Source organism: Streptomyces sp. NPDC030820, from assembly GCF_055572075.1.
On sequence record NZ_JBVIEB010000002.1, the window covers coordinates 470964 to 494200 of the forward strand.

Sequence of the window (23237 nt, forward strand, 5' to 3'; positions counted from 1 at the left end):
CGATGGTGGGATTCCTGCTCGCCCTGCTGATGGGACTCGGCGTCTGGGGCGCCTTCGCCGGCCTCCGCATGTACCGGGCGGACGCCAAACTCCCCGGCGACCTGGCGGTGGCCCTGGAGGTCGGCGCCACCCGCACCGGCGCGGTGGGCTCGGTCATCGACCGGATGGGCATGCGCTACGCCCCCGCCGTGCTGCGCCTGATGGGCCCGCGCCTGGTGGCCAAGTACCGCCGCAAGATCGACCTCGCGGGCAACCCCGGCGGCCTGACCATCGACCGGTACGCGGCCCGCCGCGCGGTGTACGGCGCGCTGGGCGGGGTCGGCTGCCTGGTGTTCCTGCTGCGCGGCCAGTGGTTCGTGGCCGTACTGCTGCTGCTCTTCGGCGCGTTCTGGACGGAGGTGGGCATCTGGTCGGCGATCCGGGTCCGCAGGGACGTCATCGAGCGCACGCTGCCGGACTTCCTGGACGTGCTGGCGGTGGTGGTCAGCGCGGGGCTGGGCTTCCGCCAGGCCCTGGACCGGGTGGCGACGAGGTACGAGGGCCCCTGGGCGGACGAACTGCGCATCACCCTCCGCCAGATGGACCTGGGCATGAGCCGCCGCCAGGCCTTCGCGGAGCTGAGACGGAGGAACGACTCGGAACAGGTGGCGATGTTCGTGACGGCACTGCAGCAGGGGGAGGAACTGGGCGCCCCCATCGTGGACACGCTGGTCTCCCTGGCGAAGGACATGCGCCGCACCGACGCGCAGAACGCCCGCCGCAAGGCCGCCCGTGCGGTGCCCAAGGCCACGCTGATGATCACCACGTTCATGGTCCCGGCCACGATGCTGCTGCTGGGCGCCGGCCTGATCCTCGGCTCCGGCGTGGACTTCGGCTCGCTCACCGGGAAGTGAGGCACACGTGACGGTGGCCGGACTGACGGGGCGCGGGGGAGGAGTGTTCTCCGGCGGTGGCGGCCGGGTGCGCGCAGTCATGGGCTGGTTCGTACGCCGCCGGCGGACGACCGCCGCTACGGATCCCGCCACCGCCGAACCCTCGGAGAAGCTCCAGATCCGTGCCCTGCAGGCGATGTGCCGGCAGGTCTTCGGCTTCCGGCTGGCCATGATCGCCGTGGCGGCCCCGGCCGCGCTCCTCAACGCGGCCCCCGGCCTGGGCGTCCGCCTGGTCGGCGCGGCCGTGGTCGTGACGTTCATGGTGTCGTACGTCCTGTTCCGCGACTGGGAGCGCTTCGGCCCGCTCCTCCTGCGCCACCCCAGCCTCCTCGCCGCCGATACCCTCTTCGGCTCGCTCCTGCTGATCTCGGCCGGCCCGGACACCACCCTCGCCTACGTCAGCGTCTGCACCCCGCTCCTGGCCGGCCTGGTCTACAGCTGGCGCGGCGCGGCCTGCTTCGCCTCCCTCCAGTCCCTGATCCTGCTGCTGGTCCACGCCACCCTGAAGGCCGACCGCCACGCCCCGGTGGCCGAGGCCCTCCTGCTCCCCGGTCTGTGCGTGATCTCCGGCGCCATGGGCTCGACCCTGCGAAACCTGATGCTCCGCTTCGGCGCCGCGACCCACGCCCTGACGACGGTCCAGGCGCGCCTCGCGGCGGCGGAGGCGGTGAGCGCGGAACGCGCCCGGCTCGCCCGCGAGATGCACGACTCCGTGGCCAAGACCCTCTACGGAGTGGCCCTCGCGGCGGACGGCCTGGCGGCCACCGTCTCCGCCGACGCCCCCGACCCGGACCGCATCCGGCAACAGGCGGACCTGGTGTCCCGCTCGGCACGCAGGGCGGCGGCGGAGTCACGGGAACTGCTGACGGACCTGCGGCGAGAGCAGCCGGAGGCGTTCGACGGGGGCGGGACGACGGTGTGGCAGGAACTGACGGAGACGGCGCGGGACTTCACAGCGCGCACGGGCCTCCGGGTCACCTGCCCGGACCTGGACCCGGACCGTCTCCCCCCGCTGGCCGCCCCCCTGGCCCGTCACCTCCTCGCCATCACCACGGAGGCGCTGGAGAACGCCTACCGCCACGCGTGCGCGACCCGGGTCGAAGTACGGGCGGCGTTGCACGGAGGCCTGCTGCGCCTCACGGTCCACGACGACGGCCGAGGCCTCCCGCCCGGCACCACACTCGAACGGCTCCGCGACTCCGGCCACTTCGGCGTGCTCGGCATGGTGGAGCGAGCCGCGCAGGTGGGCGCGAGGATCCGCATCGGCAGGGGCGACCACGAACGGGGCACGGAGGTACGCGTGGAACTCCCGTTGTCGCTGGTGAACGACTCCGACCCCGCGTCCAGGGAACCCTGAGAGGAGGCACCATGCAGCACAGCACCCCCTGGCCCGAGGCCCCCTCGCCACCGCCTCCCCCTCCCCTGCGTCTGCTGGTGGCCGACGACAACCCCGTGGTCCGGGCGGGCCTGACGGCCCTGCTCTCCGGCCGCGAGGACACCACGGTGGTGGCGGAGGCGACGGACGGCCGGGAGGCCTACGAGGCGGCCGTACGACACCGCCCGGACGTCATCCTCCTCGACGTCCGCATGCCCGGAGTCGACGGAATCTCGGCATTGCCGCACCTGGTACGGCTGGCGCCGGTCATGATGCTCACCTACAGCCACGAGACGGAGACCGTGCGGGAGGCGTTGCGGCTGGGAGCGGGGGGATACCTGGTGCACGGCGAGTTCACGACGGAGCAGTTGGTGCGCGCGGTGCGGGATGTCCGGGAGGGGCGGCCGCATGTGACTCCGGGGGCGGCGAAGGCGTTACTGACGGAGTTGCGGGTGAGTGCACCTGCACAGGCGGAACCTCAAGTCCCGGAATTCTTGGGGAAAAACACACCCCAAGTTCTTTCGCAACTGCAATCTCCCATGGGACAGTCGTTCCGTTCACATTTCCGGCTGAGCACGAGGGAGGCGGAGATCATGGACCTCATCGCGTCCGGCATGACCAACCAGCAGATCGCCGCCGCGTGCTTCATCTCCGAGAAGACGGTCAAGAACCACATCAACCGCATCTTCGCCAAGCTCCAGACCACCACCCGGTCCCAGGCGGCCGCGAAGTGGCTGGGGGTGGCCTGAGGTGGGGGCGTGGGGGAGCGGACGGCGGGGGGAATGGGTCCGGGGTTGGGTCCTGGGGCCCTCTGACGCGTGCTGGTTGCCGACGTACCTTTCCCGGATCGGAGGCGAACCCGAAGGGGACCACCATGAGCAACTGGTTCAACACCACCGTCGCGTACCTGCAAGCCCGAGTGGCTCGCAGCGACAAGGGGCAGACTGCGGTGGAGTACCTCGGCATCATCGCGGTGGTGGTGGCGATCGTGTTGGCGATCACGGGTACGAGCATCGGTCAGACGATCTTCGACGCGATCAGGAACAAGATCAGCGAGGTCACCGGCGGCTGATTCCTCCACGCCGCGACGCAGGGCAGGCCTTCCCCATCTACATCACGGTGGTGGCAGGCCTGCTCTTTCTTGCGTTGGCCTACCTCGCGGTCGGCCAGGCGTCGGTGAATCGCAGCGGCGCCCAGACAGCTGCGGATGCGGCAGCCCTTGCGGCGGCCCAGAACGCGCGGGACCAGCTCACGGCCCAGTGGGTGAACGTGCTGGCCGACCCCAAGAAGTGGCAGGACGTCTTCGACGGCAGGGTGACGCTCGACGTCAACCCGTGCTTGCGGGCCGGCCGACTCGCCGCGCAGAACGATGCCTCGCTGACAGGCTGCTCTCCGCAAGGGCTGCTGAAGTACCGGGTCGACGTGCGGACCAACAAGTCCGTCGGCAGGTCTGTGGTGCCGGGGTCGGAGAACTATAAATCAAGGGCTTCCGCCACCGCCGAGATCAAGTTCCTCTGTACCTTCCCCGGCGAGGGCGCCGACGGCGCCGCGCTGCCCGAACTCACCTGCAAGGGCAAGGTCTGGCATCTGAAGCCGGACGACCCAACGGGGCTGCCGAAGCCCGAAGACCTCTTCGACGTCCACCTGGCCGACTGACGAGCGAACGATCAATGACGAAGGAAGCGGAGCGATGAGCATTCGGTTCACTGCGAAGGCCCGCAGGGGGATGGTCGCATTGGCCGTTGCGGCTGGTCTGGCTGTCGGTGTGGCCGGCTGCGGCGGAGGCGCCGGCGACGACAAGAAGCCGCACAGCTCCGCGTCCGCTTCCCAGGGTGGCAACTCCGGCCCGAGCGCACAGGAGGGGCAGTCGGACCAACCGCTGGCCGAACTGAAGGGTTCGGATGGCCTGCTTCTCCAGATCACCTCCGTGCAGCGTGATTCTGGTGGCTTCGTCACCGTGAACGGCACCCTGAAGAACGACGGGGCCGGTGATCTGCTCATCCCGTCGGCCCTCAGCGGCAATGAAACCGAGATCACCAAGAACGGCCCGTCCCTGGGTGGAGCCACCCTTGTCGACTCCAAGGGCAAGAAGCGTTACTACGTACTGCGCGACACAGAGGGCCGCCCGCTCACTACAACCGGCCTCGGCACGCTCAAGGCGGGTCAGTCGCTGCCGGTCTTCATGCAGTTCCCCTCCCCGCCCACGGACACCACCGAGGTGACCCTCCAGCTGCCCACCCTCTCCTCCGCCACCATCAAGATCTCCGGGTGAGGCCGAAGTGACCACACCCCGTCTCGCCCTCACACTCGCCTTCACCGCCACCCTCCTCCTCACTGCCACCCCCGCCCAAGCCGACGACACGGACCCCAGCCAGCCCCCCGACACCGCGCCCTCCGCCGCCGCCCCGGTGAAGATCGACCCCACCGACCCCGACCTCAAGCTCCCCGAGGGCGCCACCCTCGCCGCGCCCAAGGTGCTGGACATCAAGTCGGTCGTGGAGGACCAGAGCGGGGACGAGCGACGCGAGGACACCAACGCCGACGTGACCTTCGCTCTCCAGGCCGAAGTCCTCTTCGGCAAGGACAGCGCCAAGCTCAGCGGAGAGGCCAAGGCCCGGATCGCCACCATCGCCGACGAGATCAAGAAGCAGAACGCGACCCAGGTCCGCGTCTTCGGCTTCACCGACAACCTCGGCTCGTCCGCCCACGGCGACATCCTGTCCAGGCAGCGCGCCAACGCCGTACAGGCCGTTCTGGACCAGGACCTGAACGACTCGAACATCACCTTCGAGGTCCGCGGCTACGGCGAGCAGTACCCGATCGCGGACAACTCCACCGAGGAGGGAAGGAGGAAGAACCGCCGCGTCGAGGTGTCCTTTCCGCGCTCGGAGAGCTGACCGCTACCCCGATTTCGGAAGATGAGATGCCGAGGCGTATACGGTGGCGCAGTCGGTGGAACTCTAGGAACCGCCGTCTCCCACCTCGTACTCGAACCAGATCCGATGGGTGCCGTCCGCATCGATCCGCAGACCGCCGGCCCCTCGGATCCCGGCCAGCGCTGCCGTCCCGCTCCCCGGCACGATCACGAAGAACTCGGCCTCTCTGCCCTCTCCGAGGGTCGTCGCCGAGTGGGCGAAGTTGAAGGTGCCGCTCCGCTCACCCAGCGTGCCCTCGAAGGACTCCATGGCGACATACGTGCCGGTCCCACTGGACTGGTCGTACGCCGCGGTGAACAGCGTCTGCGACACCCCGGCGACCTCCCCCTCGTACCGCTTCCGCATCGTGGCCACCCCGACCGGCACCGCCGTCTCGACCCCCGGCTCCGGCAGCCGCACCTCTGCCGGAGTGAACTCCTCGACCTTGAACGTCCCTGAAGCTCTCATGCCGCGATGCTAGGACGCGCCACTGACAACGGCCCTCAACCCGAGCCGTCCACACCGCCGGAATCGCCGAGACCACCGGCATCGCGAACACCGTCGGTGTCACCACCCGTCTCCACACTCACCCGCACCCCCGCCCGCATTCCCCATTCCGCCATCGCCCCCGCCTCCGCCTCCAGAACGTGCCGCGCCCGCAGCCGGGGCAGGCCGAGTCGGCCAGGGGGCATCGTGCGGACGGCGAGGACGGTCAGGCGGCGGTCCAGGTAGGCGACGTCGATCGGAATGCGCATGCCGAAGGTGTGGACCCCGCTCGCCGGTGACAGCAGCATCGCCCCGGCGATCGATTCCCGGCCCAGCAGGCCCTTCGTCCGGGCCCGGTAAGAGGCCGAGATCTCCAGCGGAAGCACCAGCGGGTCCTCCGGTCCCTCACCCCGCGGCACGATCAGCCTCCCGACCCCGTCCCGCCGGCGTCTCCCCATGTCCGTCCCCTCCCGCCGTCCCTCGGTGCCGCCAACTCTGCGCCGGAGGAAACCACTTGTCACCCCACCTCCTCCCCACTAGGAAGAGCTCCATGACTGGACTCGGTGTCGTCTTCCGCCCCCAGCCTCCCCCCCGAGCGGCTGCGGGCGGTGGCCCGTGCGGCGGACGAAGCGGGGCTTGAGGAACTGTGGTTGTGGGAGGACTGTTTCCGGGAGGGCGGGATGGCGACCGCCGCAGCGGCGCTCGCCTGGACCGAGCGGGTGCGGGTCGGGGTCGGGCTGCTGCCCGTGCCCCTCAGGAACGTGGCCGTCACCGCGATGGAGGCCGCCTCCCTGCACCGGATGTTCCCGGGCCGCGCGACCGTCGTCGTCGGGCATGGCGTGCAGGACTGGATGGGGCAGGTCGGCGCCCGTGCCGCCTCCCCGCTCACCCTCCTCGGCGAGCATCTCGACGCCCTGCGCGCCCTGTTCGCCGGTGAACGGCTCACCGTGCGGGGCCGGTACGTCTCCCTCGACGACGTCGCCCTCGACTGGCCGCCGGAGCAGCCGGTGCCCGTCTTCGCCGGTGCCACCGGGCCGCGTACCCTCCGCCTCTCCGGAGCCAAGGCCGACGGCATCCTCCTCACCGCCGCCACCTCCCCGGCCGGTGTACGGCGGGCCCGGCAGCGCATCGAGGAGGGGCAGAAGGAGGCGGGACGCGGAGAGCGTCACCCGGTCGTCGTCTATCTGCTCGCCGCCAGGGGGGCTGACGCCTCCGCCCGACTGCGGGCCGAACTCGCCGACCAGGGGCTGGTGTCGGCCACGGGCGTGGGGGTGGCGGGGGACGCGGGCGTCGTCGCCGCGGCCGTACGGCGGCTCGCCGAGGCCGGTGCCGACACCGTCGTGCTCCAGCCGACCGGGGACGAGCCCGACCCGGAGGGGTTCGTGCGGTTCGCCGCCGAGGAGGTACGGCCGCTGGTGCCCTGACGTGACGGGGGGCGTTGTCAGTGGCGGCTGCCACACTGCCTGACATGACCGACGAGCGTGACGAGCACAGCGAAGTGGGCCTGCGGGGCGTCACGGACGACGACCTGTTCGCCTTCCTCGCCCAGGAGCACGACCCGGAAGCCGTCCGGCGGTCGAGATTCACGCCCCGGCCGCGGGACGCCTTCCTCACGCACTGGCGGGAGCGGATCCTCGGCGATCCCGACTGCCTCGTGCGGACGGTCACCGTGGGCGGTGCGGCCGCCGGGCACGTCGTTTCCTGGACGGAGGGCGAGCGGCGGTTCGTCGGCTACTGGCTCGGGCGGCCGTACTGGGGCGGCGGCGTCGGCACGCGCGCGCTCGGTCTCTTCCTGGAACTGGAGCCCGTACGGCCCCTGTACGCCGACCCCTTCCACGCGAACACCGCCTCCGTCCGGCTGCTGGAGAGACACGGCTTCGAGCGGGCCGGCACGGTCCGGCACGGCGACGACGAGCACATCCTCCTCGTGCTCGGCGGTCCGGGGGCGGCCCCGTGACCTCGATCCCCGTCCACCCTCGAGCCGTGCCTGCTGTGCAGCGGCGCGCTGATCCACGCCCATGTCCCGCACGTCGCCTGCGTCACCGCCGACGAGCACTGGCGCGGAGCGGAGCGCGTCCCGCAGCTCGGCGGCACGCCGCCCCGTGAGGCCCGCCGTCACCCGGACGCCGGCCTGCTCGACGCGGCCACGGCCCAGGCGGCGTACGGGGCGGTGTACGGCACGGTCAGCCCGCGCCGGTGACCGGCGGATGGTCCCCGGTGGCGCCGTCGATCAGCTCCCGCAGGATGTCCATGTGGCCGGCGTGCCGCGCGGTCTCCTCCACCATGTGGACCAGGGTCCAGCGCAGACTCACGGTGATGTCCCGCCAGGCCGGGCTGCCCTGGGCGTCCAGCGGCAGCCCGGTGATCACGGCATCGGCGGCGGCGCGGGCGCGGCCGTAGAAGGCGACGATCCGCTCGGTCGTCTCCTCGGGGGTGACCCGCATGTCGTCGTGCGGGTCGAACCACAAAGGCTCGGCCTCGCCGCCGAACGTCTCCACGAACCAGCCGTACTCCACGCAGGCCAGATGTTTCACCAGGCCCAGCAGGTTGGTGCCGGACGGTGTCATCGGCCGGCGCACCTGCTCCTCGTCGAGGCCGTCCAGCTTCCACAGCACGGCGTCCCGGTGCCGGTCCAGGCTCGCGTGCAGCGTCTGCTTCTCTCCGGCGGAGTAGGTCGTCATGCGGGAAGTCGTCATACGGGCGGAAATTAGCAGGCCGCGCCGGGCAGCGCCCTGCGATCATGGAAGGCATGTCCGTGAACCACTCCTTCGAAGACCTCGTGGCCGAGGGCGCCGCCGTACCCACCGAGGGCTGGGACTTCTCCTGGTTCGAGGGGCGGGCCAGTGAGGAGCGGCCCTCGTGGGGGTACGCCGTGTCGGCGGGGGAGCGGCTGGCCCGGGCGGAGGCCGTGCTGGACATCCAGACGGGTGGCGGTGAGGTGCTGGACTTCGTGCTGGGCAGGGCCGAGCCCGCCCGGCCGGTGCTGGCCGCCGCGACGGAGGGCTGGCCGCCGAATGTGGCCAAGGCCACCGCGCTGCTGCGGCCGCGCGGGGTGGTGGTGGTCGCCGCCCCGGACGACGCGCCGCTGCCGTTCGCCGACGAGACCTTCGACCTGGTGCTCAGCCGGCATCCGGTGCGGCCGTACTGGGACGAGATCGCCCGGGTGCTGCGGCCGGGTGGCACCTACTTCGCCCAGCATGTCGGTCCGGCCAGCGTCTTCGAGCTGGTGGAGTACTTCCTCGGTCCGCTGCCCGAGGAGGTGCGCTCCGGCCGGGACCCCGAGCGGGAGCGGGCCGACGCCGAGGCGGCGGGCCTGGAGGTGGCCGGGCTGCGAGCGGAGCGGCTGCGGATGGAGTTCCACGACATAGCCGCCGTCGTCCACTTCCTGCGGAAGGTGGTGTGGATGGTCCCGGGCTTCACGGTGGCGGCGTACGAACCCCAACTCCGCGTGCTGCACGAGCGGATCGAGAAGGAGGGGCCGTTCGTGGCGCACAGCACCCGGCACCTCTTCGACGTACGCAAACCCGGCTGATTCACCCGCATTTTGCCAACGGTTTCCACATCGTTATGCAGTGCGGTTCACATCGGCATCATCGGTCACATAAGTTCAGACCAAGGTAATTCGCGTCGGCAAACCCTGCGCGGGTGGCACCGCGCAGCGGAGGGGGCTGCGCGGTGCTGTGAAACCGCGCGACCTTCCCGAGTCGCCCTACCGGAACCGTCAAGTCACCGTTCGCTGGCCGGGTAGTCCGTCGGGGGGACCCGGGCGCAACTTGCCGACATCTCCGCAAGCTGGCGTAAACAGTCTGGATTCCTCCGAATCCTTTCGCATCTGTCCGGTCATCCCTGGGAATCCACTGTGAACCGGCGATGCGACGCCTCTGAACCCAGCCTTCCGGAGCCACCAGGGCGTCGCCGGGTGATTCCGGAGAGTAGTTGTGTCCCGCCAATGCACCCACCATCCCTTACGAAGGGTTATGGTGGAAACCCCCCCTCGGGCCGGTCCGTCTCCCCCCCACGGACCGGCCCGTTTTTCGTCCCGCCCCTCGGCAGGTCTTTCGGCGGGAGCTCCGGGAACCGCTCGGCGCCGGCTCGGCGTCCCCACTCAAGGGGCGCGGGGAACTGTGCGATCGACCCCCACACGGCCGCACCCGACGGCGCATTCGCAGGACCCCGACCCCAATCCCCAAACCCCGGGCCAGAACAAGGCCGCCAGCGGGGTAGGCTCGAACACCTCCCGCACCCCAAACCCGCCGCCAAACCCCCGGAGGGCCACGTGAACCTGCGCGACAACCTGCGCAGCCTGCTCGTCAGGCTCTACGCACGCCGGGTGGAGGGCCACCTGGACCACGCTCAGGTGCCCAAGCACATCGGCGTCATCATGGACGGCAACCGCCGCTGGGCGAAGGCGTCCGGTTCCACCACCGTCCACGGACACCGGGCCGGTGCGGACAAGATCGAGGAGTTCCTCGGCTGGTGCACCGAGACCGACGTCGAGGTCGTCACCCTGTGGCTGCTGTCCACGGACAACTTCGACCGGCCGCAGGAGGAACTCGTCCCGCTGCTCGGCATCATCGAGGACGTCGTGCGCACGCTCGCCGCCGACGGCCGCTGGCGCGTGCACCACGTCGGCACCATGGACCTGCTGCCGGGCGGCATGCAACGCACCCTGAAGGAGGCCGAGGAGGCCACCGCCCACATCGACGGCATACTCGTCAACGTGGCCATCGGCTACGGCGGCCGGCAGGAGATCGCCGACGCCGTGCGCTCCATGCTGCTCGACGCCCACGACAAGGGCGTGCCGATGGAGGACCTCGCCGAGTCCGTCGACATCGACATGATCGGCCGTCATCTCTACACCGGCGCCCAGCCCGACCCGGACCTCGTCATCCGCACCAGCGGCGAGCAGCGGCTGTCCGGATTCATGCTGTGGCAGACCGCGCACTCCGAGTACTACTTCTGCGAGGTCTTCTGGCCCGCCTTCCGCAAGGTCGACTTCCTGCGCGCGCTGCGTGACTACGCCGCACGTCACCGCCGTTACGGCGGCTGAGGCCCGACCGACGCCCCGCCGGCCGCCATGGCTGCGGGGCGTTCGCACACCCGGATTCGTGCGGACGTAACCAGGAGTTCACCGGTACGGCGGTGGCCGCTTTTGCATGGCAGTGCATGTTCGAGGGCATAAGCCAAACAGGTCGACACCCGAACCACGGGTGTCGGATCTCAGCGGGCGGCACGGGGCCGTCCGCCCGGGAGGCCCTTTGCACCAGCCCGATCGTGCGGTCACAGCGCGGACGAAGAGGCGGAGGGCCGGCTGTCGGCCCGTGCAGGGCGGCCGACGACCGGCCCAGCTCGATCTCGTCGCTCCCCGACCTCATCCGAGGGGGTACGTCCTTCCGTGGTGACCAGCACAAAGCGCCACAAGCCAGACCGGCGCACCTATGTTCTCGACACCAGCGTCCTGCTGGCCGACCCGAACGCCCTGACCCGCTTCGACGAGCACGAGGTCGTGCTCCCCATCGTGGTGGTCACGGAACTGGAGGCCAAGCGGCACCATCCGGAACTCGGCTACTTCGCCCGCCAGGCCCTGCGCCTGCTGGACGACTACCGGGTGAAGAACGGTCGCCTCGACGCCCCCATCCCGATCGGGGAGCTGGGCGGGACCGTCCGTGTCGAGCTCAACCACTCGGACCCCAGCGTGCTGCCCACCGGCTACCGCCTGGGGGACAACGACTCCCGCATCCTCGCGGTGGCCCGCAATCTGCAGGCCGAGGGGTACGACGTCACCGTCGTCTCGAAGGACCTGCCCCTGCGGATCAAGGCGTCCTCGGTCGGTCTGCTCGCCGAGGAGTACCGCGCCGAACTCGCCATCACGGAGAACTCCGGCTGGACCGGAATGTCCGAACTGACCCTCTCCGGCGAGCAGGTGGACATCCTCTTCGAGGAAGGGCATCTGTACGTCCCCGAGGCCGCCGAGCTGCCCGTGCACACCGGCCTGACCATCCACTCCGAGCGCGGCAAGGCGCTCGGCCGGATCACCGCCGAGGGCAACGTCCGCCTGGTGCGCGGCGACCGGGAGGCGTTCGGCATCAAGGGCCGCAGCGCCGAGCAGCGCATCGCGCTCGACCTGCTGCTCGACCCGGACGTCGGGATCGTCTCGATGGGCGGCCGGGCCGGCACCGGCAAGTCGGCGCTGGCACTGTGCGCGGGCCTGGAGGCGGTCCTGGAGCGCCGCCAGCACCAGAAGGTGATGGTGTTCCGGCCGCTGTACGCGGTCGGCGGGCAGGAGTTGGGCTATCTGCCGGGCACCGAGGCGGAGAAGATGAGCCCGTGGGCGCAGGCCGTCTTCGACACGCTGTCGGCGGTCACCAGCCGCGAGGTCATCGAGGAGGTCACCGCGCGCGGAATGCTGGAGGTCCTGCCGCTCACCCATATCCGCGGCCGCTCGCTGCACGACGCGTTCGTGATCGTGGACGAGGCGCAGTCCCTCGAACGGAATGTGCTTCTCACCGTTCTGTCCCGAATCGGCGCGAATTCCCGGGTCGTTCTGACCCATGACGTGGCGCAAAGGGACAATCTGCGCGTCGGTCGCTACGACGGTGTCGTCGCCGTCGTGGAGAAGCTGAAGGGGCATCCGCTCTTCGCACACGTCACGCTGACCCGGTCCGAGAGGTCCCAGATTGCGGCACTTGTGACCGAAATGCTGGAGGACGGTCACATCTGATCCGACGCACCGCAATTGGCGCCGTCCGGCAAAGGCCAAGAGCCTAGCCGGACGGCGCTTGGTGTGCGGAGGTTTCCGGAAATCCCCAGGGCCAAACGGGATGTGAGCTTTCACACGCAACACAGAATTGCCACCCGGCGTCCGGTTACGGCAGAGTCTCAGTCCTGTCAGGCCCCGCATACGACACACCTGTACCCCCAGCGGCACAGACCACAGCAGCACCACCAACTCCATAGAGTTCGTCGTATGCCGCCCGAGCACCACGCGGCGCTCCCCGGAGGGGGAGTTGCCCACCGGGCCCGCGCCTCCCGTGACCCCGCAGTTGGGAGGCCAGTGCCAGGGGCACGATTGCGTCCGCCAGGGTCACCGAAGCGGGCGATGCTGGAAGGAAACCGTGTGAGCCGGATTTCGGTCCGGGGATTCGCAGTGGCCTCGGCCACCGCGGTCACCGCCGTCGGAAGCGTCGTCGGAGTTGCCTCGGGCAGCGTCGCGCAGAACAACAACGACGCCGAGGCGACGGCAGCCGACACCACGCTCCTCGCGGACATACCCGCGGGTCAGCAGGCCCAGGTCCAGTCCGCGTCCCTGACGCAGCAGGCCGACGCCCAGGCCATCGCCGCGGACGCGAGTGCCAAGAAGGACGCCGAGGCGGCGGCCCGCAAGGCAGCCGCCGAGACCGCGATCGCCAAGAAGGCGGCGGCCGAGCAGGCGGCCAAGGAGGCCAAGGCGCGCGCCGAGGCGAAGACCGCGGCCAGCCGTGACAGCGCCCGCGACTCCTCCAGCTTCCCCGTCCAGAGCAGCTACAGCGTCGCGCAGATCCAGGCGATGGCGCGTCAGATGGTGGCGGCCGACCAGTTCCAGTGCTTCAGCAACATCGTGGACCACGAGTCCAGCTGGAACTACCAGGCCGTGAACGCCTCCTCCGGTGCCTACGGCCTCTTCCAGGCCCTGCCCGCCGGCAAGTACGCCTCGGCCGGCGCCGACTGGCGGACCAACCCCGCCACCCAGATCAAGTGGGGCCTCAACTACATGGACAGCCGGTACGGCAGCCCCTGCCAGGCCTGGTCGTTCTGGTCGGCCAACCACTGGTACTAGGCCCGTCCGGTCACTGCCGGTCGCACTCAACCTCGCGCAGCCCCTCCCCGTCCTTAGGGGAGGGGCTTTCGCCCTGTACGGTCGTACCCGGATGCCTCCAGGGGGAGGAGAGGTGGCGAGCACGCGGGGACGCGGGGGAAGAGGACGGATCATGTCGCGAGTGCCAGGGTGGCTCGGCAGGCTCGGTGCCGGACTCACCGAGATGAGCGAGCGCCTGGACGAGCGCCGTGCGGAGGTGGAGCGCGAGCACGCCCCAGAGCCCCCAGAGCCCCCGGACACCCCGCTGCCCCCGCCGCAGCCCGCCGCCGCACCGGACCCCGTCGCCGAGCCCGTCGTACCGCCCGCCCGCCGGCACGTACCCCCGGCCGGCCACCGCCCCGACCCCGCCGAGGCCGTGCCCTGGGGCGTGCGGGTCGCGGCCGAGGCCGGCTGGCGCATGCTGGTCCTCGCCGGCACCGTCTGGGTCCTGATGCGGGTCATCAGCGCGGTCCAGCTGGTGGTGTTCGCCTTCGTCATCGCCCTGCTCGTCACCGCGCTGCTGCAGCCGACGGTCGCCCGGCTCACCCGCCGCGGAGTGCCGCGCGGCCCGGCCACCGCGCTCACCGCGATCAGCGGGTTCGTGGTCATAGGGCTGATGGGCTGGTTCGTGACCTGGCAGGTCATGGAGAACATCGACACGCTCTCCAACCAGATCCAGTCCGGCATCGACGACCTGCGCGACTGGCTGCTGAAGAGCCCCTTCCACGTCACCGACAAGCAGATCAACCAGATCGCCAAGAACCTCCGCGAGGCGATCGGCGCCAACGCCGACCAGATAACGTCCGCGGGCCTGGAGGGCGTTCAGGTCATCATCGAGACCCTCACCAGCATCCTGCTGGTGTTCTTCTCGACACTGTTCCTGCTCTACGACGGCAAGCGCATCTGGGAGTGGTTCCTGAAGCTGGTGCCCGCCGCGGCCCGCCCGGGCGTGGCCGGCGCCGGCCCGCGCGCCTGGCGCACCCTGACGGCGTACGTCCGCGGCACGGTGCTGGTCGCCCTGATCGACGCGATCTTCATCGGCATCGGCATCTACTTCCTGGACGTGCCGATGGCCGTCCCGCTGGCCGTCTTCATCTTCCTGTTCTCGTTCATCCCGCTCGTCGGCGCGGTCGCCTCCGGCGCGCTCGCGGTGATCGTGGCGCTGGTCACCCAGGGCGTCTTCACGGCCGTCATGACCCTGGCGGTCGTCCTCGCCGTCCAGCAGATCGAGGGCCACGTCCTGCAGCCGTTCATCCTGGGCCGCGCGGTCCGCGTCCACCCGCTGGCCGTCGTCCTCACGGTCGCCGCCGGCGGCATGGTGGCCGGCATCGGCGGCGCGGTGGTGGCCGTACCGCTGGTGGCGGTGACGAACACGGTGGTGGGGTATCTGCGGCAGTACTCGGAGGAGCTGCAGCAGCAGAAGGCCGCCGCGGCGCCGGTGGACGAGGCCGCCGAGACGCCGGCCCAGGCCACCGTGGAGGAGAAGGCAGGGGCCTGAGGCGCGACCATCCGGCTCGCCGCTTGCTCAGCCGTGGAGCACGACCATGGCGGCGAGCAGCAGCGCGCGGAGACGGTGACGACGAGGGGGACGGCCGTCAGGCCCCACCAGGAGAAGCAGAGGGTGTCGGTCCTCGCGCACTCCTGGCCGTTGCGATGGGCGGTCCGCGAGAGGTGGCTCCGGGCGCCGCCGGCCACGGACGGCGGCCCCTTGCCCACCCGGTGGGCAAGGGGCCGCCGTGATGTGCCGCGTCGGCCTACTCGGCCAGTACGGCCTCTGCGTCGAGGGTGACGCCCACGGCCTGAACCACGGAGGCGATCTTGAACGCCTCCTGGATGACCTCGCGCTCCACGCCCGCCTTGCGCAGCACCTGCTCGTGCGAGTCCAGGCACATGCCGCAGCCGTTGATCGCGGACACCGCGAACGACCACAGCTCGAAGTCGACCTTCTCCACGCCCGGGTTGCCGATGACGTTCATCCGCAGACCCGCGCGCAGGGTGCCGTACTCGTGGTCCGACAGCAGATGGCGCGTCCGGTAGAAGACGTTGTTCATCGCCATGATCGCGGCGGCCGACTTGGCGGCCGTGTACGCCTGAGGCGACAGGTTCGCCTTCGCCTCCGGCTCCAGCTCACGCAGCACGATCGGGGAACGGGAGGCGATGGCGGTCGCCAGCACCGTGCCCCACAGCTGCTGCGCCGGCAGGTCGGAGTTGCCGATGACGGAGCCCAGGTTGAGCTTCAGGTCCTTGGCGTAGTCCGGGACGCGGGACTTCAGCGAGTCGAGCGACATGGGTCACTCACCGGCCAGCAGCGCGACCGGGTCCAGGGTGTCCTCACCCTTGGTCCAGTTGCACGGGCACAGCTCGTCGGTCTGCAGGGCGTCCAGGACCCGCAGGACCTCCTTGGGGTTACGGCCCACGGAACCGGCGGTGACCATGGTGAACTGGATCTCGCGGTTCGGGTCGACGATGAAGACGGCGCGCTGCGCGAAGCCGTCCTCGCCCTCGATGCCCAGGTCGCGCATCAGCTCGTGCTTGGAGTCGGCCATCATCGGGAACGGCAGGTCGGTCAGGTCCGGGTGGTCCTTGCGCCAGGCGTGGTGGACGAACTCGGAGTCACCGGAGAAGCCGAGGATCTGGGCGTCGCGGTCGGCGAACTCGTCGTTCAGCTTCCCGAACGCGGCGATCTCGGTCGGGCACACGAAGGTGAAATCCTTGGGCCACGCAAATACCACCAACCACTTGCCCTCGTAGGACTTGTGGTGGATCTGCTCGAACTCCTTGCCCTTCTCCAGCGAGACGCAGGCGGTCAGTTCGAACTCGGGGAACTTGTCACCGACAGTGAGCACACGCTCTCCTTGCAGCGAGGAACACCCCTTTTGAGGGTGTTTCCCATGGGTTGGACTTTGTCGATGTTGGCACAGGGTGCATTGATTAGTGAAATAGCTACACTCGGTCATGTTGATCGGAGGTAGTTATCAGTGACCATGAGTAACGGCAAGCGGAGGCAGCCGAGCCTCGCACAGCTGCGCGCCTTCGCCGCCGTCGCCGAGCATCTGCACTTCCGGGACGCGGCGGCCGCCATCGGGATGAGCCAGCCCGCCCTGTCGGGCGCGGTCTCGGCACTGGAGGAGACCCTCGGGGTGACCCTCCTCGAGCGTACGACGCGCAAGGTGCTGCTCTCGCCCGCCGGCGAGCGGCTGGCCGTACGCGCGAAGGCGGTGCTGGACGCGGTCGGGGCGCTGCTGGAGGAGGCCGAGGCGGTCCGGGCGCCCTTCACGGGCGTGCTGCGTCTCGGGGTGATCCCCACGGTCGCGCCGTACCTGCTGCCGACCGTGCTGCGGCTGGTCCATGAGCGCTATCCGCACCTCGACCTCCAGGTGCACGAGGAGCAGACCGCCAACCTGATCGACGGACTCAACTCCGGCCGTCTCGACCTGCTGTTGCTGGCGGTGCCGCTCGGCGTGCCCGGAGTCGTCGAACTCCCGCTGTTCGACGAGGACTTCGTGCTGGTCACCCCGCTGGACCACTGGCTCGGCGGCCGTGAGGGCATTCCGCGCGAGGCGTTGAAGGAGCTGAACCTGCTGCTCCTGGACGAGGGGCACTGCCTGCGCGACCAGGCCCTCGACATCTGCCGGGAGGCGGGCCGTGCGGACGCCCCGGTGACCACGACCGCCGCCGGGCTGTCCACGCTGGTCCAGCTGGTCGCCGGGGGGCTCGGGTGCACCTTGCTGCCGCGTACCGCGCTGAAGCTGGAGACCACCCGCAGCAGCCAGCTCCTCACCGGGTACTTCGCCGAGCCGGCACCGAGCCGCCGGGTCGCCTTCGCCATGCGCGCGGGCGCGGCCCGGTCCGCCGAGTACGAGGAGCTGGCGGCGGCCCTGCGCGGGGCGCTGCGGGCGCTGCCGGTGCGGGTGCTCGAACAGGACGCCTGAGCCTGCCAATCGATCAAATGAGTGTCGAACAAAGCGATGTGATCGGCTCGAAACTCCAACTTCCGTCAGTCGGGATCAGGTCGGAAACCCTCGGCCGAAATATACCGATCGACTGATACACATACCCCCTCGGTGCGACACGTCAGGCGTCTGTACGAAATGCCAAGGGGAGCGATGGATCACGGCGGGCTCGCGCACGCGCTGACCGCGTGCGGGCGTGACGGATTCACGGGCGAGCTGCGGGTGCCGGGCAGCCCCGGCGGAGCCTTCCATCTGCGGGACGGACTCGTCGTGGCGGCCGAGAGCCCCGGCGCCCCCGGCGCCGAGGCGCTGCTCCTGCGCTCCGAACGCATCGACGGCGAGCAGTGGGCGGAACTGGTGCGCGAGTCGGGGGCGCGCTGGCCGGCCGCCGGGCTGATCGCGCACGGCTACGCGGGGGCCGCCCAGCTCCAGGTGGTGTGCCTGCTGGCGCTGCGGGACGCGGCCTTCGCGCTCGTCGCCGGGCGGGTGGACGCCTGCGAACGGGTCACCGGCACCGAGCCGCACGCCCCGGCCGCCGCCGGCGAGCCGCCCGCCCGGCTGCTGGAGGACGCGGTGCGCAAGGTGGCCGCCGTGGACGCGCTGCCGTACCCCGTGCGCCCCGACCGGGAACGACCCCTGCCCATGGCCTCGCCGGAGCAGGCCCGCACCCTGCTGCAACGGGAGCTGCTCGCGCACGCCGACGGCCGCCGCACCGCCCGCGACCTCGCCTTCCGCACCGGCCGCGGGGTCTACACGGTCACCCTGGAGGTCGCGCGGATGCTGAGCGAGGGACTGCTGGAGTGCCCCGGTCCGCTCGCCCAGGCCCCGCTCCTGGTGGCGCCCGAGGCTCCCGTCGTACGGCACCGCGAGCAGTCCCCGCCGGAGCCGGAGGCGACCGCCCCCGACGAACTGCCGCGCCGCGCACCCGGCGCCAGCGGCATCACCGAAGTCCTCGTCCCGCCGGTGAGCGGGGCGGGCTGGAAAGGGTTCTTCCGGCTGCGCCACGGAACCGCTGGATGACATGGCTCCGTCGACGGCCGCAACGGACGAACCAGCAAGGAAAACAAGGGAGTTGAGCACATGGACCACGAAGCCCTGGCGCGGGAGATGCGCGGACTGCGCGAGGAGGTGACCGGGATCACCGACACGGCCCTGGCGGCGGCCGACGGCATGCTGATCGCGGCCGACACCGCGGAGTCGATCGACCCGGAGGGGCTCGCCGCGCTCGCGGCGGCGGGTCTCGGCCTGGCGCGCCGCACCGCCGCCGCCACGGCGCGTGGAGCGCTGCGTCAGACGGTGACGTACGGCAGCCACGGCTGTGTCGCCTTCTACGCCGTCGGCGACACCGCCCTGATGGTGGTCCTCGGTGACGAGGGGATGGACGTGAGCCGCCTGCACCGGGCGACCCACCCGGCCCTCGACCGCATCGGATCGATCCTCACCGAGAAGACGCCAGAGGGGGTGTGACGGATGGCGACGAAGCGCATGACGGGTTTCTCCGACCAGGTGATGAGTCTGGTCAAGTCGCTGCGCGCCGAGGCGCCCGACTGTGTCGCGGCCGGTGTGGTCGACATGGCCACCGGGATGCTGCTGTCGTACGAGACGGTCGACAACCACCCGCCGGAGGTGCTGGACCTGCTGGCGGGTGCGACCCTCGACCTGTTCCAGGGACGTACGGTCGTCATGATCGAGGACGTCTTCAAGGAGCGCCGCGGCGTCAGCAACGACAGCCATTTCTTCCAGGAGATCCTCGTCAACAGCGAGAACCTCACCCACCTGTTCCTGCGGATGAACGACCAGCAGGACGTCGTCGCCGTCGTCGTCTGCCGTAAGTCGGTGAACGTCGGCATGCTGTTCGCCCAGGCCCGGAGGGTGGTGCGGGAGCACAGCCTGTGAGCAACGGCCGTGGGCTCCCGGGCGGGAGGGGCCCACGGCCGACCGCGCTCCGACTTCGCGCCGCTACTCCGTCCGCAGCCCCTCCGGCCGCATCAGCCGCAGCAGCGGCGGCAGGCTCAGCAGCGTGACCGTGACGACCACCGCCGCGCCGACACCGGTCATCGACAGCACGCTCGGCCAGTCCACGCTCACCGTCGCGCCCACCATCTTCAGCAGCACCCCGCCCAGCGTCAGCCCCACGGCCGAGGCGAGCAGCAGGCCGAGGGCGATGGGGATCGCCGTCTGCCACAGCACCGACATGCTCAGGGTGCGCCGCCGGGTGCCGAAGGCGACCAGCGACGACAGCAGCTTGCGCCGCTCGCGCAACTGCTCCAGCTGGGACACCAGCAGGCTCGCCCCGATCAGCGCCAGCACACAGGCGGCGCCGACGAACGTTCCGGTGCGGATGGAGGTGAACTTGTTCGACTGCTCGGTGGCCGACCACACCATCGCGTCCGCGAGCGGGTCGATCCGCGCCGCCGTGTTGCGGACGTACTCGTGCACGTCCGGCACGGACTCGTCGAGCCTGAGGTACACCCCTCCGTTCAGGGCGCTGCTCATCGGGCCGGACAGCGCGGCCGGTGTCATCAGCACCCCGCTGTCCTTGGTGCCGTTCGGCCCGGTGATCGCGCGGACCTGCTTCATACCGTGCGGCACGGTCCAGACGACGTCCGGTCCGCCGCCCAGGCCGTCGCTCGTGTCGACGTGGAGCGTGCGGCCCGGCCGGGCGTACTGGTCCACTTCGGAGTCCTCGTCCCCGCCCTTCGCGACGAAGACGTCCCCGTCGTGGCAGGAGGTCAGTGCGGCCACCTTGCGCAGGGAGGCACAGGTGCCGACGGTGAGGCCCACCGTGTTGTCCGGCCCGTGACCGGGGGTCCAGGGCCGGTCCCCCAGTTCGGTGCTGCCGAGTGCGGTGGCCTCGCGTACGCCCTTGGTCGCCTCGAACTTCGCGGCGACCGGCACGAAGGGGACGCCCCGCGACAGGTTGACCTGCATCTGAATGCTGTCGGTGTCCTTGCCGGTGGACTTGGTGTAGTCGCCCTGCACGCCCGCGAACAGCATCTGCAGCGCGATCGCCCCGGCCACCGCGACCGCGATGCCGTTCACCATGCGGGCCGCCGAACCACTGCTCAACTGCAGCCGCCGTACGGCCAGTTGCCAGGCCACCCCGCCCAGGCCGAGCCGGGCCACGACCGCCTCGACGACCCAGGGCAGCAGCGCGGTCACGCCGACGAGCAGCAGCAGGACGCCGCCGATCACCAGGTACTCGTTGAAGGTGCCGTTGCTGCGGCCCTGGCCGATCATCGGGGCCAGGCAGGCCAGTCCGCCCAGCGGCAGCAGCAGCCGCCACCACAGCCGGCGGCGCGCGGGCCTGGCCGTACGGACCACGCCCAGCGGTTCGATGACCACCCCGCGCAGCGCGAACAGCGTGACCAGGACAGCCGCCGCCGGAACGGCGACCGCGACCAGGGCGGCCAGCGCCGGGGAGGGGTTGAGATAGCTGGGGAACACGCTGACGTCCATGATCTCGACCGAGACCGCGAGCTGCCGGCCGAGCAGGAAGAAGCCGGTGCCGAAGAGCAGCCCGACCAGCGATCCGGCGAGCGCCTCGCCCGCCGCGATCCGCCGGGTCATCCGGCTGTCGGAGCCCACCAGCCGCAGCGCGGCCAGCCTGCGGTCGCGCCGTTCGCCGCCGAACCGTACGGCGGCGGCGATGAACACGGCGACCGGCATCAGCAGCACCACGAACACGACCAGCACCATCAGGATCAGCACCGGGTCGGTCTTGTCCGCCGGTGACGCGTGCGGCGGCCCGAAGTGGGTGATGCGGGCCGTCCGCCAGCCGTCGATGTGCGACGCCAGGTCCTTCGCACCGGCGTAGTAGGCGAGTTCGTGCGAGCCGATGAGCCCGGGCTCGCCGATCGTCCCGACGATCCGGTACGGCAGCCGCTCACGCAGCAGCCTGCCGTCGTCGGAGCCGAGCAGTCTCTTCAGCGCGGGGGAGACGACCATGTCGCCCGGCGCCGGGTACGTCGCCAGGCCCGGCGCGACCGGTGCCCGCGGCCCCTCCGGTTCCACCAGCCGGCCGCGGACGTCCTCGCCGCGGTAGGTCGTGTCGGCGTCGGAGATCACCAGGGTGTTCGCGGCCTTCGGCCGGTGCGGGCCGTAGGTGTAGTCGAGCCGGGCCGCGTCGCGGTCGTGCCGCACCGCCAGCGCGTTCGGGATCGCGGTCGTCAGCAGCAGCAGCGCCACGCCGAGACCGACGCCGACCGCCGTCAGCAGCATCCGGGTCCAGCCCTCGCGCCCGCCGGTGCAGGCGAACCGGACCCCCATGCCGAGATCCCTGGACCACTGCCGGGCGTTCATATGGCCCGCTCCATGTCGCGGGACTTGCCGTCGCGTACGACGATCTCGCGGTCGGAGTAGGCGGCCACCCGGGGCTCGTGCGTGACGAGCACGACGGCCGCGTTGGTGGTACGGGCCGCGTCGGTCAGCAGCTCCATCACGCGCTCGCCGTTGAGGGAGTCCAGCGCGCCGGTCGGCTCGTCGGCGAACACCACCCGGGGTCCGGTGACCAGCGCCCGCGCCACCGCGACGCGCTGCCCCTGGCCGCCGGAGACCTCGCCGGGCCGCTTGTCCTTGAGGTCGTCCACCTCAAGGCGTTCCATCCAGGCGAGCGCGGCCTTCTCGGCCTGCTTGCGGGAGGTGCCGCTCAGCCTGAGCGGCAGCGCCACGTTCTCCACACAGGTCAGCTCGGGCACCAGCTGGCCGAACTGGAAGACGAACCCGAACTCGGACCGGCGCAGCGCGCTGCGCTCGGCGTCGCTCATGCCGGCCAGTTCGCGGCCGTCGTAGACGATGGACCCGGAGTCGGGCGGCACGATGCCGGCGAGGCAGTGCAGCAGGGTCGACTTGCCGGAGCCGGAGGGGCCCATGACGGCGACGACCTCGCCGGGGTGGATGGAGAACTCGGCGCCGTCGAGCGCGACCGTGGGGCCGTAGGCCTTGCGCAGGTCCTCGGCGGTGAGCAGGGAGCCGGCGGGATGGGTCACTTGGCCACCTCCGCACGGAGCTTGTCGAGGCGCGCGGCGGTCAGCTCCAGCCAGCGCAGGTCGGCCTCCAGGTGGAACAGCGCGTGGTCGCAGATCAGCTGGTCCGCGAGGTCGCCCTTGCGCTTGCGGTCGGTGAGGATCCGCATGCTGCGCAGGTGCTCGGCGCGCTGGGTGTCGAGGATGACGGAGGCGTCGCGGTGGGTGAGGAGGGCGAGGACGACCTTGGTGTACAGGGTCGACTGCAGATACTCCTCCGGCTTCTCCGGAGTGCCGAGCCAGCGCTCGACGTCCGTGATGCCGGCGTCCGTGATGGCGTACCGCTTGCGCTCGGGGCCGTCGCCCGCCTCGATCCCGTCGATCTCCACGAGACCGTGCTTCAGCAGCCGGGACATCGTGGAGTAGACCTGGCCGTAGTGCAGCGGCCGGTCGTGACCGAACTTCTCGTCGAAGGCCCGCTTCAGGTCGTAGCCGTGCCGCGGACCGGACTCCAGGAGTCCCAGGAGAGTGTGACCGATGGACATGCCGCGCACTCTACACACGGTGTATACGCCGCATGTATACACGGAGTGCGGAGACGATGGCGCGCTGTAGGGCGGCACAGGTGGAAGCCGATTGTCACGGTTTCGAAACAGCGGGTCTGCCGCTGACGCTCGACACACTTTTGCTTCCGGAAGCAACCCCATGACCTCCAGATCCGTCGGTTCCCTTGGGGCAGGTGCTGATTGTCACGTCCGTAAAAGAACGGATCAGACGC

The 23237-nt window shown here is 70.6% G+C and carries 25 protein-coding genes and 1 pseudogene; 18 read left to right on the plus strand and 8 right to left on the minus strand.

Going from position 1 to position 23237, the window contains the following annotated elements; translation table 11 throughout:
* Nucleotides 1–5: 5 nt before the first annotated feature.
* The 7 genes from ACZ418_RS06760 to ACZ418_RS06790 all read left to right on the plus strand — a co-directional run bounded on the left by ACZ418_RS06760 (nucleotide 6) and on the right by ACZ418_RS06790 (nucleotide 5204).
* On the plus strand, nucleotides 6–893 hold the full coding sequence (locus ACZ418_RS06760) for a DUF5936 domain-containing protein (RefSeq protein ID WP_451555826.1): 888 nt from the start codon (nucleotides 6–8) through the stop codon (nucleotides 891–893).
* Nucleotides 894–972: 79 nt separating this feature from the next.
* Nucleotides 973–2289 carry a sensor histidine kinase gene (locus tag ACZ418_RS06765; RefSeq protein ID WP_468358904.1) on the plus strand — a complete coding sequence of 439 codons (1317 nt, stop codon included), beginning with the start codon at nucleotides 973–975 and terminating at the stop codon, nucleotides 2287–2289.
* 11 nt (nucleotides 2290–2300) lie between these two features.
* Complete coding sequence (locus ACZ418_RS06770) at nucleotides 2301–3056, plus strand: response regulator (RefSeq protein WP_468357957.1); 756 nt, start codon at nucleotides 2301–2303, stop codon at nucleotides 3054–3056.
* Between the two features lie 125 nt (nucleotides 3057–3181).
* Complete coding sequence (locus ACZ418_RS06775) at nucleotides 3182–3379, plus strand: Flp family type IVb pilin (RefSeq protein ID WP_351239101.1); 198 nt, start codon at nucleotides 3182–3184, stop codon at nucleotides 3377–3379.
* Entirely contained in the window at nucleotides 3379–3963 is a 585-nt protein-coding gene (locus tag ACZ418_RS06780) for a pilus assembly protein TadG-related protein (RefSeq protein ID WP_468358907.1), read from the plus strand. Before ACZ418_RS06775 ends, ACZ418_RS06780 begins: the two co-directional genes overlap by 1 nt.
* A gap of 34 nt (nucleotides 3964–3997) precedes the next feature.
* Nucleotides 3998–4579: a hypothetical protein gene (locus ACZ418_RS06785; RefSeq protein ID WP_468357960.1), complete on the plus strand. Its 582-nt coding sequence runs from the start codon at nucleotides 3998–4000 to the stop codon at nucleotides 4577–4579.
* A 7-nt stretch (nucleotides 4580–4586) separates the two neighbouring features.
* Entirely contained in the window at nucleotides 4587–5204 is a 618-nt protein-coding gene (locus ACZ418_RS06790; RefSeq protein WP_468357963.1) for an OmpA family protein, read from the plus strand.
* A gap of 63 nt (nucleotides 5205–5267) precedes the next feature.
* Here the strand turns inward: ACZ418_RS06790 and ACZ418_RS06795 are convergent, their stop codons facing one another.
* Together ACZ418_RS06795 and ACZ418_RS06800 are read right to left on the minus strand one after the other, a co-directional pair.
* Nucleotides 5268–5690, minus strand: coding sequence for a DUF3224 domain-containing protein (locus ACZ418_RS06795; protein ID WP_468357966.1), 423 nt, complete (start codon nucleotides 5688–5690; stop codon nucleotides 5268–5270).
* 35 nt (nucleotides 5691–5725) lie between these two features.
* Nucleotides 5726–6166, minus strand: a complete 441-nt coding sequence (locus tag ACZ418_RS06800; protein ID WP_468357969.1) for a DUF192 domain-containing protein — start codon at nucleotides 6164–6166, stop codon at nucleotides 5726–5728.
* A 92-nt stretch (nucleotides 6167–6258) separates the two neighbouring features.
* On the opposite strand from ACZ418_RS06800, the pseudogene ACZ418_RS06805 reads away from it, so the two are divergent.
* Both ACZ418_RS06805 and ACZ418_RS06810 read left to right on the plus strand, forming a co-directional pair.
* Nucleotides 6259–7132, plus strand: a pseudogene (locus ACZ418_RS06805) (LLM class flavin-dependent oxidoreductase).
* A gap of 44 nt (nucleotides 7133–7176) precedes the next feature.
* The gene (locus tag ACZ418_RS06810; protein ID WP_468357972.1) at nucleotides 7177–7665 is read left to right on the plus strand and encodes a GNAT family N-acetyltransferase; all 489 of its coding nucleotides are present in this window, start codon (nucleotides 7177–7179) and stop codon (nucleotides 7663–7665) included.
* Between the two features lie 226 nt (nucleotides 7666–7891).
* Here the strand turns inward: ACZ418_RS06810 and ACZ418_RS06815 are convergent, their stop codons facing one another.
* The gene (locus ACZ418_RS06815) at nucleotides 7892–8389 is read right to left on the minus strand and encodes a DinB family protein (RefSeq protein WP_468357975.1); all 498 of its coding nucleotides are present in this window, start codon (nucleotides 8387–8389) and stop codon (nucleotides 7892–7894) included.
* 68 nt (nucleotides 8390–8457) lie between these two features.
* Between ACZ418_RS06815 and ACZ418_RS06820 the strand changes: the two genes are divergently transcribed.
* From ACZ418_RS06820 to ACZ418_RS06840, 5 genes are all read left to right on the plus strand, one after another.
* Nucleotides 8458–9240, plus strand: coding sequence for a class I SAM-dependent methyltransferase (locus tag ACZ418_RS06820; protein ID WP_468357978.1), 783 nt, complete (start codon nucleotides 8458–8460; stop codon nucleotides 9238–9240).
* A gap of 744 nt (nucleotides 9241–9984) precedes the next feature.
* Nucleotides 9985–10758, plus strand: a complete 774-nt coding sequence (locus ACZ418_RS06825) for an isoprenyl transferase (protein ID WP_451002562.1) — start codon at nucleotides 9985–9987, stop codon at nucleotides 10756–10758.
* Between the two features lie 345 nt (nucleotides 10759–11103).
* Nucleotides 11104–12429 carry a PhoH family protein gene (locus tag ACZ418_RS06830; protein WP_351799110.1) on the plus strand — a complete coding sequence of 442 codons (1326 nt, stop codon included), beginning with the start codon at nucleotides 11104–11106 and terminating at the stop codon, nucleotides 12427–12429.
* Between the two features lie 396 nt (nucleotides 12430–12825).
* A complete protein-coding gene (locus tag ACZ418_RS06835; RefSeq protein WP_468357983.1) occupies nucleotides 12826–13524 on the plus strand; it encodes an aggregation-promoting factor C-terminal-like domain-containing protein in 699 nt (232 codons plus the stop codon).
* 151 nt (nucleotides 13525–13675) lie between these two features.
* Nucleotides 13676–15040 (plus strand): AI-2E family transporter, encoded by a 1365-nt coding sequence (locus tag ACZ418_RS06840; protein ID WP_468357986.1) that lies wholly within the window; start codon nucleotides 13676–13678, stop codon nucleotides 15038–15040.
* 256 nt (nucleotides 15041–15296) lie between these two features.
* Here ACZ418_RS06840 and ACZ418_RS06845 read toward each other — a convergent pair whose 3' ends face one another.
* Both ACZ418_RS06845 and ACZ418_RS06850 read right to left on the minus strand, forming a co-directional pair.
* The gene (locus tag ACZ418_RS06845; protein WP_468357989.1) at nucleotides 15297–15830 is read right to left on the minus strand and encodes an alkyl hydroperoxide reductase; all 534 of its coding nucleotides are present in this window, start codon (nucleotides 15828–15830) and stop codon (nucleotides 15297–15299) included.
* A 3-nt stretch (nucleotides 15831–15833) separates the two neighbouring features.
* Complete coding sequence (locus ACZ418_RS06850; protein WP_055704786.1) at nucleotides 15834–16388, minus strand: peroxiredoxin; 555 nt, start codon at nucleotides 16386–16388, stop codon at nucleotides 15834–15836.
* A gap of 138 nt (nucleotides 16389–16526) precedes the next feature.
* On the opposite strand from ACZ418_RS06850, the gene ACZ418_RS06855 reads away from it, so the two are divergent.
* The 4 genes from ACZ418_RS06855 to ACZ418_RS06870 all read left to right on the plus strand — a co-directional run bounded on the left by ACZ418_RS06855 (nucleotide 16527) and on the right by ACZ418_RS06870 (nucleotide 19391).
* Nucleotides 16527–17474 (plus strand): LysR substrate-binding domain-containing protein, encoded by a 948-nt coding sequence (locus tag ACZ418_RS06855; protein ID WP_468358910.1) that lies wholly within the window; start codon nucleotides 16527–16529, stop codon nucleotides 17472–17474.
* 174 nt (nucleotides 17475–17648) lie between these two features.
* Entirely contained in the window at nucleotides 17649–18515 is an 867-nt protein-coding gene (locus ACZ418_RS06860; RefSeq protein WP_468357992.1) for a MarR family transcriptional regulator, read from the plus strand.
* Nucleotides 18516–18575: 60 nt separating this feature from the next.
* Nucleotides 18576–18962 carry a roadblock/LC7 domain-containing protein gene (locus tag ACZ418_RS06865; RefSeq protein WP_351204712.1) on the plus strand — a complete coding sequence of 129 codons (387 nt, stop codon included), beginning with the start codon at nucleotides 18576–18578 and terminating at the stop codon, nucleotides 18960–18962.
* 3 nt (nucleotides 18963–18965) lie between these two features.
* On the plus strand, nucleotides 18966–19391 hold the full coding sequence (locus ACZ418_RS06870) for a hypothetical protein (protein ID WP_468357996.1): 426 nt from the start codon (nucleotides 18966–18968) through the stop codon (nucleotides 19389–19391).
* A 63-nt stretch (nucleotides 19392–19454) separates the two neighbouring features.
* Here ACZ418_RS06870 and ACZ418_RS06875 read toward each other — a convergent pair whose 3' ends face one another.
* The 3 genes from ACZ418_RS06875 to ACZ418_RS06885 are packed head-to-tail and all read right to left on the minus strand — an operon-like array spanning nucleotide 19455 to nucleotide 23004.
* Nucleotides 19455–21797 (minus strand): ABC transporter permease, encoded by a 2343-nt coding sequence (locus tag ACZ418_RS06875; protein ID WP_468357999.1) that lies wholly within the window; start codon nucleotides 21795–21797, stop codon nucleotides 19455–19457.
* The gene (locus tag ACZ418_RS06880; RefSeq protein WP_468358002.1) at nucleotides 21794–22483 is read right to left on the minus strand and encodes an ABC transporter ATP-binding protein; all 690 of its coding nucleotides are present in this window, start codon (nucleotides 22481–22483) and stop codon (nucleotides 21794–21796) included. The genes ACZ418_RS06875 and ACZ418_RS06880 overlap by 4 nt, the downstream gene beginning before the upstream one ends.
* Nucleotides 22480–23004, minus strand: coding sequence for a PadR family transcriptional regulator (locus tag ACZ418_RS06885; RefSeq protein WP_468358005.1), 525 nt, complete (start codon nucleotides 23002–23004; stop codon nucleotides 22480–22482). Before ACZ418_RS06885 ends, ACZ418_RS06880 begins: the two co-directional genes overlap by 4 nt.
* Nucleotides 23005–23237 lie beyond the last annotated feature (233 nt).